This is a genomic window from Okeania sp. SIO2F4 (assembly GCF_010672385.1).
GTDB lineage: Bacteria > Cyanobacteriota > Cyanobacteriia > Cyanobacteriales > Microcoleaceae > Trichodesmium.
The window spans coordinates 1-15703 of the sequence record NZ_JAAHGT010000033.1 but is presented as its reverse complement, the minus strand read 5'-3'; the positions used below and the strand labels follow the sequence as shown (position 1 = coordinate 15703).

The following is a 15703-nucleotide window of genomic DNA, read 5'->3' as shown; positions in this document are numbered from 1 at the left end:
AAGAAAAAAGAAGAAAGAGTAGTAGAAGGAGAAGGTTTTTTGTTCGCGCTGCGATCGGGATATGATATCATACCTCAAATCACCAACGCTGAAAGAAGAAGTAAACAGGAGTAGAAGGAGAAAGTTTTTTGCTCGCCCTATGATCCGGACAAGATATTATACCTCAAATCAGCAATGCCAAAATCTTAAATATTTGATCTTAAAAACATTATATATTTTCAGAAAACAAACTTGCCCTTTATTTACTATAAGCAAGAGAACTAAAAGTTCTTAACAAAATTATTTTCCTTACCTTTTTCCTAAAAATATATTCCCTGTTCCCTATTCCCTCTTTTCTGGAGATATTTATTAGTTATGATTGAAAATAACGGTCGAATTCTTGTTGTTGACGATACCCCTGCTAATTTACATTTATTATCTAATCTTTTGGAGGAACGCGACTATGAAGTTAGAGCTTTCCCCAGTGCTAAGTTAGCTCTAATGGGAATGAAAAATTTCCTGCCAGAATTGATTTTATTGGATATTACAATGCCACAAATGAATGGTTATGAAATGTGCGAGTATCTCAAGGAAGATGAAAAATGGCGAGATATTCCCGTGATTTTTATCAGTGCATTAAACGAAATATTTGACAAAGTTAAAGCATTTAGTGTCGGGGGAGTAGATTATATTACCAAACCAGTACAAGCAGAAGAAGTTTTAGCTCGCGTTGAAACTCATTTACAACTTTTTCGCTTGCGAGAAATGCTCCAAAAAACTAACTTTATTCAGTCCCAAAAATTAGCGCAACAAAATCGACAACTCAAGACACTTAATCAAGAACTGGAAAAAGCGAATAAAGAGCTGAAAGAGAAATACTTACAACTTGAAGAAGCACAACTGCAACTCGTACAAAATGAAAAAATGGTAAGCTTGGGCAATCTCGTGACTGGAATTGCCCACGAAATCAACAATCCTCTTGGGTTTATCGGTGGCAATGTCAGGGTCGCACAAGAATATCTGCAAGATTTATTTGCCGGACTTTCTCTCTATCAAAAACATTCCCACCTTGATGATGAAATCGTCGAAAAAATCGAAGACCTTGACCTAGAATTTCTTGTTGAAGACTTCCCAAAACTGATTGCCTCAATGCAAGAGGGATACGATATCATTCGCAATATCAGCACATCTCTGCGAACATTTGCCCGCACTGATATCGAGAATAAAACCGAGTTTAATTTGCATGACGGGATAGATAGCACCTTATTAATTTTAAAATATCGCCTCAAAGCTAACGAAAACCGTCCAGCTATTGAAGTGGTTAAAAATTATGGCGCTCTTCCCCTAGTAAAATGCTATACGGGGCAACTAAATCAAGTGTTTATGAATCTGTTAGCTAATGCCATCGATGCTTTAGATGAAAGCAATGAAGGGAAAACCTTTCAAGAAATAGAAAAAGAACCAAATCGGATTAGGATAGAAACGGAATTGAGTGAAGACAACAAGCTGGCGATCGTGAGTATTGCTGACAATGGAACGGGAATGCCAGAAGAAGTAAAAGTGAAAATATTCGAGCAAGGATTTACTACCAAAGCAGTAGGAAAAGGGACGGGTTTGGGCATGGCGATCGCCCATCAAATAGTAACAGAAAAACATGGAGGTATGATTAGTTGTGATTCAAAAGTTGGGCAAGGTACAATTTTTACCATTATTATTCCCAGATAAAATCTCACCTTCCTTTGGAGAGCAAATCCCTACCATATTGATGTTAAATTAATTTAATAAAGGTAATTAATCTATAATCTGGGGAAAGAATTATGAATGATACAGCAACAATACTTGAAACAAAAATCGCTTTGAGAGAAGCTTTGAAGACCTATGACGGAGATGTTAAACAGCAGAAGGTTAAGGAAAAAATTGAGCAACTTTCTCAACTTAACCCTATCGTTGACCCTACCCATAGCTCCCTCCTAGAATCTCAAGATTGGCTATTAATTAGCGCCCCTTCTTTTCCTCAAGGAGAGAAACTTTCTAATGGTAAATATGCTTATACTCTGGGAAGGTTAGCATTTAATATGTTTGAACCTACCAATTTAAAGTTAGTTATTGACTCTGTTAGACAACCTGTTGTGTTGTTAGGAGAAGGAGAAAAACGTAGCCATGATATTGTAGTTGAGTTTAGTATTATTGATGAATTATTCCCACCATTAAAAGGTATCGTTCGTAATTTAGGTGTTTGTTATCCTGCCGATAATCAAAACTTACAAGTCGAATTTACAGGAGGAACTTTAGGTCCACAAAAGGGTGAAGATTTATCAACTTGGAAAGATATATTTGGTCAAAATAAATCATCAAAGAAAGGATTAAAAGAACAATTAATGTCTGTATTTTTAAAGTTGATGTTTGGGTTAGTGCCACCTCAAGGCATGAATACAGAAACAGGAGAAATTTCTTTTACAATGAAGCGATCGCCTAAAGGTCGTTTAGAAGTGCTTTATTTAGACGAAGAGTTTCGCATTACAAAGGGAGAAAAGGGAACTGTTTTAGTCTGTGAACGTTTGGCTTCAACAATTAATAATTAATAATTAATAATTAATAATTACCTCTTCTTTTGAAGTAGCAGTCAGCACTCAGCTAGCCTCCTAGGTCGGAACTTCGGCCTTCAGCAGTCAGCTTATTCTTGGTGTATAATAGGGGATTCTTTCCCCCCCCACGCAAAGCGCACCACTAATTTTTTCGCTCCTCTTGTGGGGGACCGTTACCCTCGAATTGAAGAGCGCTCCAGCTAAATGCGCTCAAGCTGATAGCTAGTTAAAAAAAAGGATTTGATAAAAAGATTTTTTTTCTTCTCTTGGTCGAAGGATGGCGAGGAAACCTCCCCACTTCGACCGCTTTTTCTCCCTCAAAGGAGAGGCTTTAAACCTTAATTTAACCGTAATTTTTTTGTCAATGGTATTACGTTCTTTTTTTATAATAGGATGAGAAACTGATTTTATCTATTGTTTAAACCAAGGTATCTATGCTATATCACTTAGACTTTCGAGTACAATATCCTCCTACTATGAGCCAAGAAGAATTATTTGCTATTTGGAGCGAAGAAGCAGATGCTGCAATGAATGCTAAGGAAGCAGGAATTGTAGTAAGCGTCTGGAAGTGTGTGGGAACTCGTAGAGTAATAGCTATTGTTGATGTGGAATCTCCCAATCAACTTGACCAAATAATTATGGATTTACCAATTGTGAAAAAATTGGGACAATATGTGAATATCGAGGTTACATCATTACGACCCTATGAAGATTTTGCTACAGATTTGAAAGCGAGAAAAAGCTAATATCATCTTCGGATAATTACTGATAATAAAGTTTTTGTTTCTAGTTGGGCAAGAGTCCTTACAATACCCAGGGTTTGCTGAAAAAAGCAGAGTGTGGTCCGGGTGGGAAGTGTGGGAAGTGTGGGGAGAAAGAGAAAGTAGGAGGAATAATTCGACCTTGATTTTTCTCTGTTTGTCTGCCCAAAGTCCTAACTTTTCCACCATGAAGAACTCAAACAAGCGCACTTTTTTCGGCCAAAAGAAGGCACTTAGCTTGATCTGTCAATGCTTTGAGATTTAATCAGCAAGCCCTACTTAGTATTAAGGGATTTTGCCCAACTACGAGCCTAATTATAACTCTTCTACCGAATATGATATAAGAGCCATCTATAGCTAAAAATTCCAAGATTATAACCAAACTGGCCACTACAGAAATCATAAATTAATCAACTGCACCTGAGTAATTAATAGCGAACATTTTATTGTTTCTCCAAGAGGTAGAAATTATGAATTTTCCTTTAATTATCTTGAGATGTACCTTGCCAATAATTTTTGTAGTCCAAACTTGGTTAATACATCCTTTGCCTAGTTTTGCTCTAACGGTACAACAAGTATCAAACCCCCGACAACATTATCATGGTTGGGTGACAGATATGGCTGAAATTCTCAGTCAAAGTACAGAAACTCAACTTAACCAAATGATTTCCGACTTAGAAGCCAAAAATGGCTCGGAAATTGCTGTTGTGACTGTGCCAGAAACTCAACCCGCAGCAACTCCTAAAGAATTTGCTACTAAGTTGTTTAATTATTGGGGAATTGGTAAAAAAGGTCAAGATAACGGTGTGCTGTTTTTAGTTTCTGTAGGCGATCGCCGTGTAGAAATTGAAACTGGAAAAGGAATACAGGAAACTTTACCAAATGCTAAGGTTAGTAATATTATCGACAGTAAAATTATCCCTGAATTTAAGTCAGGAAACTTTGAAAATGGTGTGGTTGCAGGTACAAAAGAATTAGTAACTTCCCTGAAAACAGAGAAATATCAGTTAAGTAAAACTTCCATCGCAGGTATCTTTATGGGTATCTTCATCAGTATTTTCCTGGTATCGGTGCTTAGACTAGGGTATCTAGAAAATATTATCCTAGCATTTGTAACAGCACTTCCAAATACACAGACTTTCTTTATAGGTATAGGTATCTTCATAGGTATCTTAGTGGTATGGATGTTCCGGGGTATATTCAAAAGTTTTAACAAAACCCAGATGAGTAGGAAAAGCACCTATAGTAGTAGCAGTAGCACTGGAAGTAAAAAAACTGCTATCTCTATTACCAAAAATGCTGACAATAGTTCGACTCAAACTAGCAGGAGCAGAACTGGAAGTGAGAAACCTTCTATCTCTATTACCAAAAATGCTGACAATAGTTCGACTCAAACTAGCAATAGTTCTTACAAAAGTAGTAGCAGTAGCTCTAGAGGAAATAAAGGTAAAAGTTTGAGTAGTAGCAGTAGCGATCGTAGAACTACTGGTAGTAGATCCACTAACAGTAGTAGTAGCTCTTACAGTGATGATAGTAGCAGTAGCTCTTACAGTCACAGTAGCAGTAGTAGCAGTAGTTCTGGAAGCTATGATAGTGGTAGTTTTGGTGGTGGTAGTAGTGATGGTGGTGGTGGGGGTGGTGACTGGTAATAACTATACCTTACCTTTAGTATGGCAAAATAATAGTCATTGGGTTTTGAAACTGAAAATTACAGAAAGATAACAAAGTACATTAATACTTCAATTCAATAGATCGGGAAGAGGAATGATGATTTTTTCCTCTTCCCTTTTCCTTATGTCTTATATCATGTCTCTTTGAATACCCACAATAAAAAATTTAGGCAACAGGCAACAGGCAACAGGAAGAAATTTATCATAGAAAACATTTTTATTATGGCTAATTAATGAGACTTGATGTTATACCAATTTTATAAATGTTTGCGACAAATGACTAGGCTGTTTATTAGGAGTCAACTCATCCCTAACCCCTCTTAGGAGGTCAGTACCTTTTTTCCCAAAGGGGTATCTCCTGTAAAGTTTTTTAATCACACTTATTATTCGTAACATTCTTTTTTCATGCTTGGTATCACCAATCATAATAAAGTTTTTCTGCATCAAACATAATTTCTTCATTTGGTAATCTAATTTTAGGTTTTTGTCGCGGATAAAGACTTTCTACTGCTGTTGTATCCTGTTCAATAACAGTAGCCGCTGCCTGCAAAAATGATTTTTGAAACAAAAACTTTAATAGTGGATTTTTGAATTTTCCATATAACAAAATAAAAGTCTTTGTTATGTTTTCAGTTTCTGGATAAATAATATGAGTTTGAGCAAGACTACCAACTGGTGCTTCAGCAAATAATACTGTAGTTGAAGGAAAACAATATTCTAAAGTATTGTTCATAACTTGAGGAATTATCCCCAAGGCTGGATTTTTCAAAATTTCTCCTAGAGTATTTTCAGCTCTTGTTATATGCTGTTCTACTTTTGCATAATATCCATCAGTTTGGTATGACTTAACATCACATGAAGTAATTTGAAATAAATCTTTATGAGTACCATTTTGATGATTATAGTCGTAGTTAACCAGCATAGTTCTTAAAAAATCTGCCTGAATACTCTTTTCTCCAGTTACTCCAATAAATTCATATTCCTCAGTTACTCTGTGAATTAATTCAGGAATTGGCAGTCTTGGTTGATGACCACCGTAAGTCCAGATACAATCATCTTTAACTATTAATTCTAAAGTTTTAGTAACTGGTTGAGTATCTAATTTATCCTCTTTATATAATCTTCCTTTTACATCAAATTCTAGAGCATGAAAGGGGCAAGTTATTGTGTTTCGTTCTTGACAAACCCACCCTTGAGATAGAGGTGCTTGTAAATGGGGGCAGATATTATCGAGGGCAAAAACTTCGCCTTTTTGGTTTTGCCAAATAACATAATCTTTCCCGTTTAAAGTAATTTTTTGTGGTTGATTAAAACCCAACATTGATTTATGAGCAATCAACCAAGGTGCGCCTGGTAAAATTGGTTCCATTTCTTCCTCTCAAATCAGATTTACTAAAAAAAATGTTTGCCCTAAATTTATCTATAGGGTTATCTTGTTTCTAAACTAGAATAGAGCAAATTTAAAAAAGTATAGTTACTGTAAAATCATTTGCAAAACTATTAATATTTTTGCACTCCTTCTAACACCTAACACCTTCCAACAAACTCACACTCTGCAACATTTTATGAAATTAGTATAGCACTACAAAAAAGTGTTAGGAAATTGATAAAATTGAAATCCTTTACAACCAATAGTTTTTATTTGAGCTGAAGTTCGCAGTTCCTCCGCAGGAGGCAAGAGGCTAGCTGATAGCTGAATACTTAAAGCTATATATTATTATTAGACATCTCCAAAAATCAAAAATAAAATCAATTCTTTTTCCCTGTTCCCTGTTCCCTCTCTTGGTCAGCATTCCCTCTCTTGGTGCGCGTTCCCTTGCGACTGTCGTCGTCGCGGGGTCTGACCGCTGTTCCTTGTTCCCTTTTTTCTGGAGATGTCTATTCAAATAATAATTCTTTAGATCCACTATAACCAGATTCTACTATTTTACAAGCTATTTGTTCATAAGCTCCAGGTTCTTTTGGTATAGTAGTTGCTAAACCATCTACATAACGATTAAACATACAAAAAGCTGCTGCAATTAATACTGTATCGTGAATTTCCCTATCTGTTGCACCTAAATTTTTTGCTTGTTGAATATCATCCTCAGAAACTTGTTTACCATCAAGTTGCACTTTTGCTGCTATTTTTATTAGCGCCTTGAGTTTGTCTGTAATATTTGCACTCTCAAGATTTTGGTAAACTGTCTCAACTACATTACTATTGTTTTTGAGCAATTGTTTGGCTACCGATCCATGAACACCTGTGCAAAAATCGCATTCGTTCCGGTGAGATACATAAGCAGCTATGAGTTCTCGCTCTTCTAGTGATAGGGGTGAGTCTCCTCTCAACAAAGTTTCGCTCAATTCCAACAGCAGTTTGCCTGTATCGGGTCGATATTTCATTAAGCCCATGATACCAGGAAAGTTTGATCCTATATCTATATGTGCCATTTATCACTCCTATTACTGTTAACTAACTAAATATTTAGTTAGTTAAACTATAAAGCTATTAAATTTCCTTTGTCAAGAGTTAACGAAGCAAATGCTAATATTAATTAGCTACGGGTCAAGGCCAAGTATTGGCCATAGTTAAGAGTCTAAAGCTTGAACTGAAAAGGCCAAGCTAGTAAATTTGTTGGGAGTCTATATACTCGTGAACCATCCTGCCAAAGAAAAATCATTGCCTAACAAGAAACGAAAATTGCGAGATCGAGAAGCAACAAAAGCCGAAATTTTAGATGCAGCAGAGGAAGAGTTTGCTAAGTCTGGTTTAGCTGGGGCAAGAATAGATGCGATCGCGGATCGTACAGGAGTAACAAAGGCCATGATTTATTATTACTTCAACAGTAAAGAAGGTTTGTATCAGGAAGTTTTTCAAAGACTGGCGAGAGAACTTAATCAAATGATTAACCCCTCGCAACTAGATAAGTTACCAGCAGAAGTAGCATTGAAAATGCTAGTACGTTCAGCGATCGCCTACGAAGCATCTCATCCTCATAGAGGAAGACTATGGTTTCACGAAGCGATCCAAAATCAGGGTAAATATGGTAAACTAAGTGGTTGGCAAGAAAGTTTTGTCTGTTTAGTAAATATTCTCGAACGAGGAATAGCAGAAGGAAATTTTCGGCAGCTCGATCCATTTTTAACAGCTATTAACATTCTGGGGATCTGTGTATTTTATTTTGATGCCCAGAAAAATCTCAATTATCTCAAGCCAGAACGGCAACTTTTGAGCCAAGAAATGATTGAAAAACAAACTCAAGAAGCAATCAATTTAGTTCTAGGAGGAGTGCTGCTGCATACAGAAAAATCCTGTAGAGTTTAAGATAGAGTCAAAATTAAATTACTGTTGCATAATTCAACTCATTAATTTTTATATTGATACTTTTTTGAGAATGTGGGTGAAATTCAAAAAATGAGCCAATCATTATGGGGGGTTATGTTGACGATCCCAATCAATAAATCATAATTTTTTTATGCTAAAAAATAGAATTACTAAAATTTTATTAATTTTTATTTTATCTGTAGTTATTTGCTTAAATATTGGTTACTTTTATCCTAGAAATTTGGGTAATAATTCTTGTGATTTAAACTTATTAAACAACGGAATACCAATATACATTTACAATACAGGTATTCATACAGATATTCTAGTTCCAGTCAAAACTAAAATTTGGGATTGGCAGGAACATTTAAACTTAAAATTAATAGTTAATCCATCAGTTTCAATAAATTATCTAGCTTTTGGCTTTGGCGATAGAGCTTATTTTCTAGAAACTTATACTGGGACATCATTACCAATTGTAACAAGTTTTCAGGCCCTATTCCTGCCCACACCTTCTGCAATGAGGGTATTAGCTTATCAAAATGTTCCTAAACAATATGAAATTAAGTGTGCTATAATTACTCAATCTAATTACCATAGGCTAATGGAATTTATCAATGATTCTTTCCGGTTTGATGCCCAGGGTAATAGAAGAAGTCTGACCATAGACCCTAATTATAGAGTTGGTTTTTATGCAGCAAAAGATACTTATTCAATTTTAAGAGCTTGTAATGATTGGACTGCAGAAGCTCTGAGGTTAGCAGGAGTAAAAACTCCTTTATGGTCAGGACTTTCTAGTTCGATTATGTATCATGTTAACAGTGGGTGCAACTGTGAACAAAATTAGTAGTTTTGTATACAAAATATCAAGTCTATGAATATAATTCCCGCGATCGATATATTAGGTGGACGTTGTGTAAGGTTGTATCAAGGAGATTATGAGCGAACGCAAGTTTTTAATGATAACCCAGTTGATGTAGCAAAAAGGTGGGTAGATGAAGGAGCAACTAAGCTACACTTAGTAGACCTGGACGGTGCAAAAGCAGGTCAACCAGTCAATCAAAAGACCATTGAAGCGATCGTCAAAGCAGTAGATGTACCAGTACAAGTAGGCGGTGGGTTACGCAACTATTCCGCAGTGGCAAGTCTACTTGCTCTTGGGGTGCAGCAGGCTATTTTGGGTACTGTTGCCCTAGAGCGACCTCAGTTAGTGTCTAACCTCTGCCAAGAATTTTCTGGTCAAATTATTGTAGGTATTGATGCCAGAGATGGTAAGGTTGCTACCAAAGGTTGGTTAGAAACTTCAGAAGTATTAGCAACTGACCTAGCTCGTCAAATGGCCAAATTTAAAGTTGCAGCGATCGTCTACACTGATATTCACCGGGATGGTACTCTCAAAGGACCTAATATAGAAGCTTTAAGGGAGTTAGCTACTGCGGTCAATATTCCAGTGATTGCTTCTGGTGGTGTTAGTTCAATTACGGATCTATTAAGCTTACTATCATTAGAACCCATTGGTGTTGAAGGTGCAATTGTTGGTCGTGCCTTATATACTGGAGATATTAGTCTCACAGAAGCAAATCAAGCAGTAGGTCAAGGGCGTTGGCAAGATGTCCCTCCCAATTTGGGCTATTCTGCATTTGCCTAATTTGTTTGTAGTAGGGCTTGAGCAATATCTATTTTAATTGTTCAAGCCCTACTACGAGAGCTTCTAATTATAACTATTTAACCGGACATAATATAAACAGGACTTACGCATCAGGTAGGAAAAACTAGGGTTTGAGATTGCTTCCCTGTGGGTCGCAATGAGGAAAATATGTTGTACTTGCGTAAGTCCTAATTAAATTACTTTAAAGATATAAAAAAATTAATAGAGATTGTGAGTTCAGAAAACCTAGAGTTATTTGAAACTAAATATAAAGCTGGGAAACACGCCTTTGAACGTGGTCAATATAGCAAATCATTACAGCATTTAGAAACTGCCCTAGAAAATATCAATCCTAATTCTCGGTTAGGAGGAGAGACACAAATATGGCTAGTGACAGCATATCAAGCTGCTGGCAAAGTTCAAGAAGCTACTACCCTTTGTAAAAAACTCACTCGTCATTCTTATTTACAAACCCGCCAACAAGCAAAACGTATATTAGCTATTCTGGAAGCGCCTGTACTTAGAACTCGACCAGAATGGGTAACAAAAATTCCTGACTTGGGTGCAATATCTGAAAGTGATGCTAAAGATCGTAGGGGTAGCGGTCTAGTTTCCCAAGTTAAGTCGCCTCCACCGAAGCCAAAAACTCCTGAGTTAGAAGTTGTCGATCCTAGCAAGGTCAATACAAAAGATAATCAGTTTGTTTGGGTCGCTTTAGTATTGATAGTTCTGACTTTAAGTGGGTTAGTTTGGTTTAGTTGATTTTTGGAAATTCCCGTGGAGAGGGTTGGGTGGAACATATCAAGCAAAATGGCTTTCAAGTAACTGATATTGTCAAACCTGAGTCAGAAATTCAAACTATTCGCCAGAAACATAATTTACCTTCAGATATGGCTTCGTGTCATACAAGTGAAATTGCTGGCTATCTTGTAAATTGAACTTCCCTACTTTTTTTGGAGATTTATTATCAGTCAAGAAGGTGAGAAAATTCAATAAAAAATTCACAGAAAAAACTCATATAGAATTCAGATAATTTTAATCTCTGACTCCTAATATCCAACCTAAGCACTCATCCTAAATTTTACGGAGAGTACAGAAAATAAATTTGGAGTAAAATCAATGAATATAAATGGTAAGACTTGGTTAAATATTCGTGGAGCGATCGCCACCGCTATTGCGGTAACTTCCACCCTGACTATTAGTTCCGCAGCTACAGCAGCAAAATTAAAAGTTACAGTAGAAAATATTGCTCCTACCCAAGGCTTCTTTTTCTCTCCTTTATGGGTAGGCTTTCACAATGGTAATTTTGATACATTTGATTTAGGTGTAGCTGCTCCTGAATATCTCGAAGCATTAGCCGAAGATGCTAATACTGCACCAATTACTGCTGCTTTTGCCAACATTGGCGCAGGCGAGACTCAAGCTACAATATTAGGACCTACAGGCCCTTTTCAGGTGCTGACTTCTGGCGATAGTGCTTCTATGATATTTGACCTAGATGGTAGTCTGGATAGTAGTCGTTATTTCAGTTATGCAGCAATGGGTTTACCTAGTAATGATGCTTTTATTGCTAATGAAAACCCTTTTGGAATCAAGATTTTTGATGATGATGGCAGTTTCTTAGGTGCTGACTTTATTGTTACTGGCGATCGAGTTTGGGATGCAGGAACAGAAGTCAATGATGAAATACCAGCAAATACTGCTGCCCTTGCCCAAGCTGCTCCTAACACAGGCGTTGATGAGAATGGAGTTGTCACCTTTCATCCCGGTTTCCTAGAAGGTGGTAATATTCTAGCAGCAGCACCAAACGGTGATTTCACAGCTCCTGGCTATCAGATTGCACGGATTACTGTTGAGTCAGTACCTGAACCTACAAACAGTTTAGGATTATTGGCTTTTGGTGGATTATTGTTCTTAGGAAATTCACTGCATAAATCTTTTAAATAGTAATTAAAAAGATTATACAGGGGGTATTGTTTTACCTCCTTTGATTATGGCGTAAATGGCGATCGCTCTTTTGCGATAGCTGGTACAACAGGATTTTTGAGGGGGCGATCGCTCTTTTTGTCATTGACACATTACAGCGGTTTTCCTGCACGGTAGACCACAGTAGGGGCGAAGAGCGAATCGCCCCTACAGGGTTTTGGGTATGACGATGTGGTTTATCAAGAGCGAAAAGCACATTAGTACAAACTGAAAACCTTTTGTAATCAGCTTGAACATGATTGCCTTTTGCCTTCTGGGTAATTTGAGGTAAGTTTAGTAGAACGGATAGTTCATGGATTTTTCTGGGATTCAGCATTATTTAGTTGATCTTGGAAATCTGTATCAAATTTTGCTGAGTCCAAATTTTTAGCTTGGCGTACCTGTTCGACTTCTAGTCCTTTCGCATCAATCAGGTCAGCCCCTTTCAGGTCAGCCCCTTTCAGGTTAGCTCCACTCAGGTTAGCTCCACTCAGGTCTGCCCCACTCAGGTCAGCATTACTCAGGTCAGCATTACTCAGGTTAATCCCTATCCATTTCTGCTCACTCCGGTAACTCAGTTTAGCCTCACTCAGATTAGCTCCACTCAGGTTAGCCCCACTCAGGTCAACCTGGTCAGATTTCAAAACATTTTTAAACAATCCACGGCTAAAGGGACTCAAGTCAACCTCTGTCAGGTCAACCCCTCTGAGGTCAGCTTCCTTTAGGTTAGCTTCCCTTAGGTGAACCATTCTCAACTTCGCGTCTTTCAGGACAACGCCTTCAAGATCAACGCCTTCAAGATCAACCCCTTCAAGATCAACGTTTATCAGTTTTGCCCCTTTCAGTTTCACCCCTTCCAGTTTTGCTCCTTTTAGGTTCGCCTCCGTCAAGTCAGCCTCTGTCAAGTCAGCCTCTCTTAGATCGCTATATCTCAAATCAGCCTCAATCAACTCAGCGTTCTTGAAATTAGCCTTTTTTAAATTGGCATTGCGCAGGTTAATACCCCTTAAATTTGCCTCTTTTGCCCGTAGCCACTCCAAATCATCTCCTTCTTGGACTAATCTTTCCAATCCTAGACGAGTACCACCATAAACAGTTTGTTTTTCATCAGAGTTAATAATTTCCCAAGTGCGATACTTAGATTCATAGTCAACTTCAATTAATGTATTAATCAGAAGAAATAAAGCACCAATAATCGATAGTTTCTCTAACTTCTCCAAAATCGGAAAAATATCTAAGTGAGCAATAGAATAGTTGAGAGATTCGATCCAGCGTTCTATTTTGAGAAATTGCCAGTCACGCAGCAAGTAAACCCTCAAGGAATTTTGAGATTCTCGGAAAAGGTGACTCTCATAGTATTTATTAAACAAATGATTGTAAATATGGGGTGGAAGTTCCATATCTTTAGCTTTCTCAAAAAAATGTTCATTCCAGGTTTCCCGATCGGCCATCCCTTTGAGTTGGTAGAGTTCATCTAGGGTGGCGTCGATCTTTTTCCATTGCTGTTCTGATAGGTCAATATTAATTTCATTGTCAGATATTCCTTGTATTCCTTCAATGGTTGTCGAGCTGCTAATTTTCCAATTGCAGATGTTGGCATTTGTGAGATCGGCTTGATTGAGATTGGCACCTTGTAAACAAGCACGCTCTAAAATAGCATTACACAATTTACTCCCTTGCAAATTAGCCAGGGATAAATTGGCATCAGTGAAATTAACCTTATTTAGTTGCGCTCCTGCCAAATTAGTCTCGAGCAAATCAGCATCTGTAAAGTCAGCTCCATCTAGGTTGGTATTACTCAAATCAACATAGCGAAGATTAGCATTACGAAAGCTAGCTTTTTTCAGGTCTAATCCTGATAAATTCACCCGATACAGATTTAGAGAATCAAAGTTTTTTGAGCTTAATGTCATTTTTAATATCTCCGTCTACTGTTTGATCATATCAAGTCTGGATAATCAGTTATTTCAACGTTGGTTGAAGACCCGCGCTCTCCTGAGGTCGGGAGCGACGCAATTGGAAAACCAATCAATGTTGCGGTTTTTCCAATAGTGTGCTATTGTCTTTAGAGGCTGCTGGGCTAGCAGTGTCAGCGCCAGTCGCTCATGGGGGAGACCCCCTTTGGCGGCGCTGGCAAGTCTTTAGGAGCGCGCCTTTAGACCGAAAAGAGGGAAGGGCCTTGGAGGCTGGTGCATTGTTAGCGCAGCTCCTCTGCAAGAGGCAGCAGAAAACCCTAATCAGTGATGCTTAGGAATCCCGCGCTGTCACGCAAGTGCAGCGTCGGGAGGATGTCAATGTCAAGTCATTGCGACTGGAACGGATTCAAAGGAAGCAATCTCAAGGTTTTAGAAGCTGTTTGTCAACTCATAAAAACCTCTCTCCAAACCTCTCTCGGAGTAGGAGAGAGGCTCCGGCAACCCCCATTCCCTGGTAGGGAAGGGGGGCAGGGGGGGTTAGGTTGGCGCGGATTCATCGGTTCTATGCAATACTTCTCAAACAACTTCTTAGAGATTGCTGCACAAACCCTTTGGTCGCAATGACAACTTTTTAAGGGGACTTGATATCATTCCTGAGTTGAATAACCCAATTTCTGACTTTCGGATATTTCAGATAGGTATTACCAGTGGCAACACACTCTAATCCTTTTACTTGAGTCCAGATTGTGTAGTTCAACTTTGCTCCATGAAAGTTTACACTTGTAAATTCAGCACGGCTGAAGTCAGCTTCTGTTAAATTTGCTTCTCCAAAGTTCGTACTATTTATACATCTGAAAGAGACAGCTAGATCGCGAAATATAGAATATTGAGATTTAATTTTTTGAAGCTGAAAGGATTTCTGTTTTGTCTCAACAATTTTATTTTTTGTAAACATTAATATTATCCACCAAACAAAAGATAAAGCAAATAAGATGAATACTAAAGCTAAAACGAACAAATATAAAGATAAATCCAACACATAATAACTAAGCTCGCCGTATTTAAACCACTCTATGAAAAAAAAGATAATAGTTATTGAATTTGCTACTAAATAGGATTTAAACAAAACAAACAATGTCAATCCCAAAAAAATTAAAAATTGGTAAATCCATTGCTTTTTAATTCTTTCTTTTAACCAAGTCCTAAACTTGTGAATATCAAAAAATGATATAGGTAATAAAAATATTAGCCAGATGCTCAGAGTAAGAACAAAAAATGATAACCAATAATTTTTATCCCTAAACCAATATAAGTCTGGAGAAGAAATAAATACTAACATAGAGATTAAACTTGTTGGTAAGACAAGGTTAATAAAATACCACCAACCTAGCCATTTTGTAGACCATTCAGACCTCAAAGATAAATTGGCAAAATTGTAGGTTGATAGAACCAATAATGACAACAACCAAACTATTATAATGAACGTAATTTTTTCTATAACTTTTGTTAAATCTGTATCATATAAGTAATTTAGAAGATTTTCCTTGTGGTAAGAATAGCTAAAAAATAAAATTGAAGAAACCCAAAATAGCCATTTGAGTCTCCTAAATTTTTTAGCTTGTATAAGTGGCCAAAACTTTAAAATGATAATTAACTCTAAGGTAATTACCAGTATTAAAATAATCAAGTCATCAATATTTGCTACAGAATAAACTGAATAAAAATAGGCAAATAAGAAAGCAATTCCAGAAAGTCCTAGTCGGAAAAAAGCTTTGAAGATATTGCTATAAGTTTCTCTACTATTTGCATCAAATAGAGTTGAGTAAGCTGCAAGTGATAAAAATAGCAAAGGTATAACTGGCACATTAAATA

Annotated in this window: 15 protein-coding genes; 10 read left to right on the top strand and 5 right to left on the bottom strand. The window is 37.2% G+C overall.

What is annotated here, in order from left to right; genetic code table 11:
* Positions 1 to 354: 354 nt before the first annotated feature.
* The 4 genes from F6K22_RS03980 to F6K22_RS03965 all read left to right on the top strand — a co-directional run bounded on the left by F6K22_RS03980 (position 355) and on the right by F6K22_RS03965 (position 4974).
* Entirely contained in the window at positions 355 to 1704 is a 1350-nt protein-coding gene (locus F6K22_RS03980) for a hybrid sensor histidine kinase/response regulator (protein ID WP_293093547.1), read from the top strand.
* 92 nt (positions 1705 to 1796) lie between these two features.
* Complete coding sequence (locus F6K22_RS03975) at positions 1797 to 2561, top strand: PAP/fibrillin family protein (protein ID WP_293093544.1); 765 nt, start codon at positions 1797 to 1799, stop codon at positions 2559 to 2561.
* 437 nt (positions 2562 to 2998) lie between these two features.
* On the top strand, positions 2999 to 3310 hold the full coding sequence (locus F6K22_RS03970) for a muconolactone Delta-isomerase (protein WP_293093542.1): 312 nt from the start codon (positions 2999 to 3001) through the stop codon (positions 3308 to 3310).
* A gap of 485 nt (positions 3311 to 3795) precedes the next feature.
* Positions 3796 to 4974 carry a TPM domain-containing protein gene (locus F6K22_RS03965; protein ID WP_293093539.1) on the top strand — a complete coding sequence of 393 codons (1179 nt, stop codon included), beginning with the start codon at positions 3796 to 3798 and terminating at the stop codon, positions 4972 to 4974.
* A 436-nt stretch (positions 4975 to 5410) separates the two neighbouring features.
* Here the strand turns inward: F6K22_RS03965 and F6K22_RS03960 are convergent, their stop codons facing one another.
* Positions 5411 to 6364, bottom strand: coding sequence for a Rieske 2Fe-2S domain-containing protein (locus F6K22_RS03960; protein WP_293093537.1), 954 nt, complete (start codon positions 6362 to 6364; stop codon positions 5411 to 5413).
* 509 nt (positions 6365 to 6873) lie between these two features.
* On the bottom strand, positions 6874 to 7428 hold the full coding sequence (locus F6K22_RS03955; protein WP_293093534.1) for a carboxymuconolactone decarboxylase family protein: 555 nt from the start codon (positions 7426 to 7428) through the stop codon (positions 6874 to 6876).
* 202 nt (positions 7429 to 7630) lie between these two features.
* Here F6K22_RS03955 and F6K22_RS03950 point away from each other — a divergent pair, with 202 nt between their 5' ends.
* From F6K22_RS03950 to F6K22_RS03925, 6 genes are all read left to right on the top strand, one after another.
* The gene (locus F6K22_RS03950; RefSeq protein ID WP_293093531.1) at positions 7631 to 8302 is read left to right on the top strand and encodes a TetR/AcrR family transcriptional regulator; all 672 of its coding nucleotides are present in this window, start codon (positions 7631 to 7633) and stop codon (positions 8300 to 8302) included.
* A 151-nt stretch (positions 8303 to 8453) separates the two neighbouring features.
* Positions 8454 to 9149 carry a DUF2459 domain-containing protein gene (locus F6K22_RS03945; protein ID WP_293093529.1) on the top strand — a complete coding sequence of 232 codons (696 nt, stop codon included), beginning with the start codon at positions 8454 to 8456 and terminating at the stop codon, positions 9147 to 9149.
* 27 nt (positions 9150 to 9176) lie between these two features.
* Positions 9177 to 9950: a 1-(5-phosphoribosyl)-5-[(5-phosphoribosylamino)methylideneamino]imidazole-4-carboxamide isomerase gene (hisA, locus tag F6K22_RS03940; protein ID WP_293093526.1), complete on the top strand. Its 774-nt coding sequence runs from the start codon at positions 9177 to 9179 to the stop codon at positions 9948 to 9950.
* Positions 9951 to 10181: 231 nt separating this feature from the next.
* On the top strand, positions 10182 to 10712 hold the full coding sequence (locus tag F6K22_RS03935) for a tol-pal system YbgF family protein (RefSeq protein WP_293093523.1): 531 nt from the start codon (positions 10182 to 10184) through the stop codon (positions 10710 to 10712).
* Positions 10713 to 10741: 29 nt separating this feature from the next.
* A complete protein-coding gene (locus tag F6K22_RS03930; RefSeq protein WP_293093520.1) occupies positions 10742 to 10888 on the top strand; it encodes a DUF411 domain-containing protein in 147 nt (48 codons plus the stop codon).
* Between the two features lie 181 nt (positions 10889 to 11069).
* Complete coding sequence (locus F6K22_RS03925) at positions 11070 to 11897, top strand: spondin domain-containing protein (protein ID WP_293093517.1); 828 nt, start codon at positions 11070 to 11072, stop codon at positions 11895 to 11897.
* 31 nt (positions 11898 to 11928) lie between these two features.
* Here the strand turns inward: F6K22_RS03925 and F6K22_RS03920 are convergent, their stop codons facing one another.
* From F6K22_RS03920 to F6K22_RS03910, 3 genes are all read right to left on the bottom strand, one after another.
* A complete protein-coding gene (locus F6K22_RS03920) occupies positions 11929 to 12252 on the bottom strand; it encodes a hypothetical protein (protein ID WP_293093515.1) in 324 nt (107 codons plus the stop codon).
* Entirely contained in the window at positions 12227 to 13828 is a 1602-nt protein-coding gene (locus F6K22_RS03915; protein WP_293093512.1) for a pentapeptide repeat-containing protein, read from the bottom strand. The genes F6K22_RS03920 and F6K22_RS03915 overlap by 26 nt, the downstream gene beginning before the upstream one ends.
* Before the next feature lie 634 nt (positions 13829 to 14462).
* The coding region (locus F6K22_RS03910; protein ID WP_293093509.1) for a pentapeptide repeat-containing protein at positions 14463 to 15703 on the bottom strand (1241 nt) is incomplete at its 5' end.

Bases quoted from the DNA above. Each gene is read 5' to 3' on its own strand.
- F6K22_RS03925 (WP_293093517.1), top strand. From the start codon at position 11,070: ATGAATATAAATGGTAAGACTTGGTTAAATATTCGTGGAGCGATCGCC.
- F6K22_RS03955 (WP_293093534.1), bottom strand. From the start codon at position 7,428: ATGGCACATATAGATATAGGATCAAACTTTCCTGGTATCATGGGCTTA.
- F6K22_RS03945 (WP_293093529.1), top strand. From the start codon at position 8,454: ATGCTAAAAAATAGAATTACTAAAATTTTATTAATTTTTATTTTATCT.
- hisA (WP_293093526.1), top strand. From the start codon at position 9,177: ATGAATATAATTCCCGCGATCGATATATTAGGTGGACGTTGTGTAAGG.
- F6K22_RS03980 (WP_293093547.1), top strand. From the start codon at position 355: ATGATTGAAAATAACGGTCGAATTCTTGTTGTTGACGATACCCCTGCT.
- F6K22_RS03920 (WP_293093515.1), bottom strand. From the start codon at position 12,252: ATGCTGAATCCCAGAAAAATCCATGAACTATCCGTTCTACTAAACTTA.
- F6K22_RS03960 (WP_293093537.1), bottom strand. From the start codon at position 6,364: ATGGAACCAATTTTACCAGGCGCACCTTGGTTGATTGCTCATAAATCA.
- F6K22_RS03975 (WP_293093544.1), top strand. From the start codon at position 1,797: ATGAATGATACAGCAACAATACTTGAAACAAAAATCGCTTTGAGAGAA.
- F6K22_RS03970 (WP_293093542.1), top strand. From the start codon at position 2,999: ATGCTATATCACTTAGACTTTCGAGTACAATATCCTCCTACTATGAGC.
- F6K22_RS03965 (WP_293093539.1), top strand. From the start codon at position 3,796: ATGAATTTTCCTTTAATTATCTTGAGATGTACCTTGCCAATAATTTTT.
- F6K22_RS03915 (WP_293093512.1), bottom strand. From the start codon at position 13,828: ATGACATTAAGCTCAAAAAACTTTGATTCTCTAAATCTGTATCGGGTG.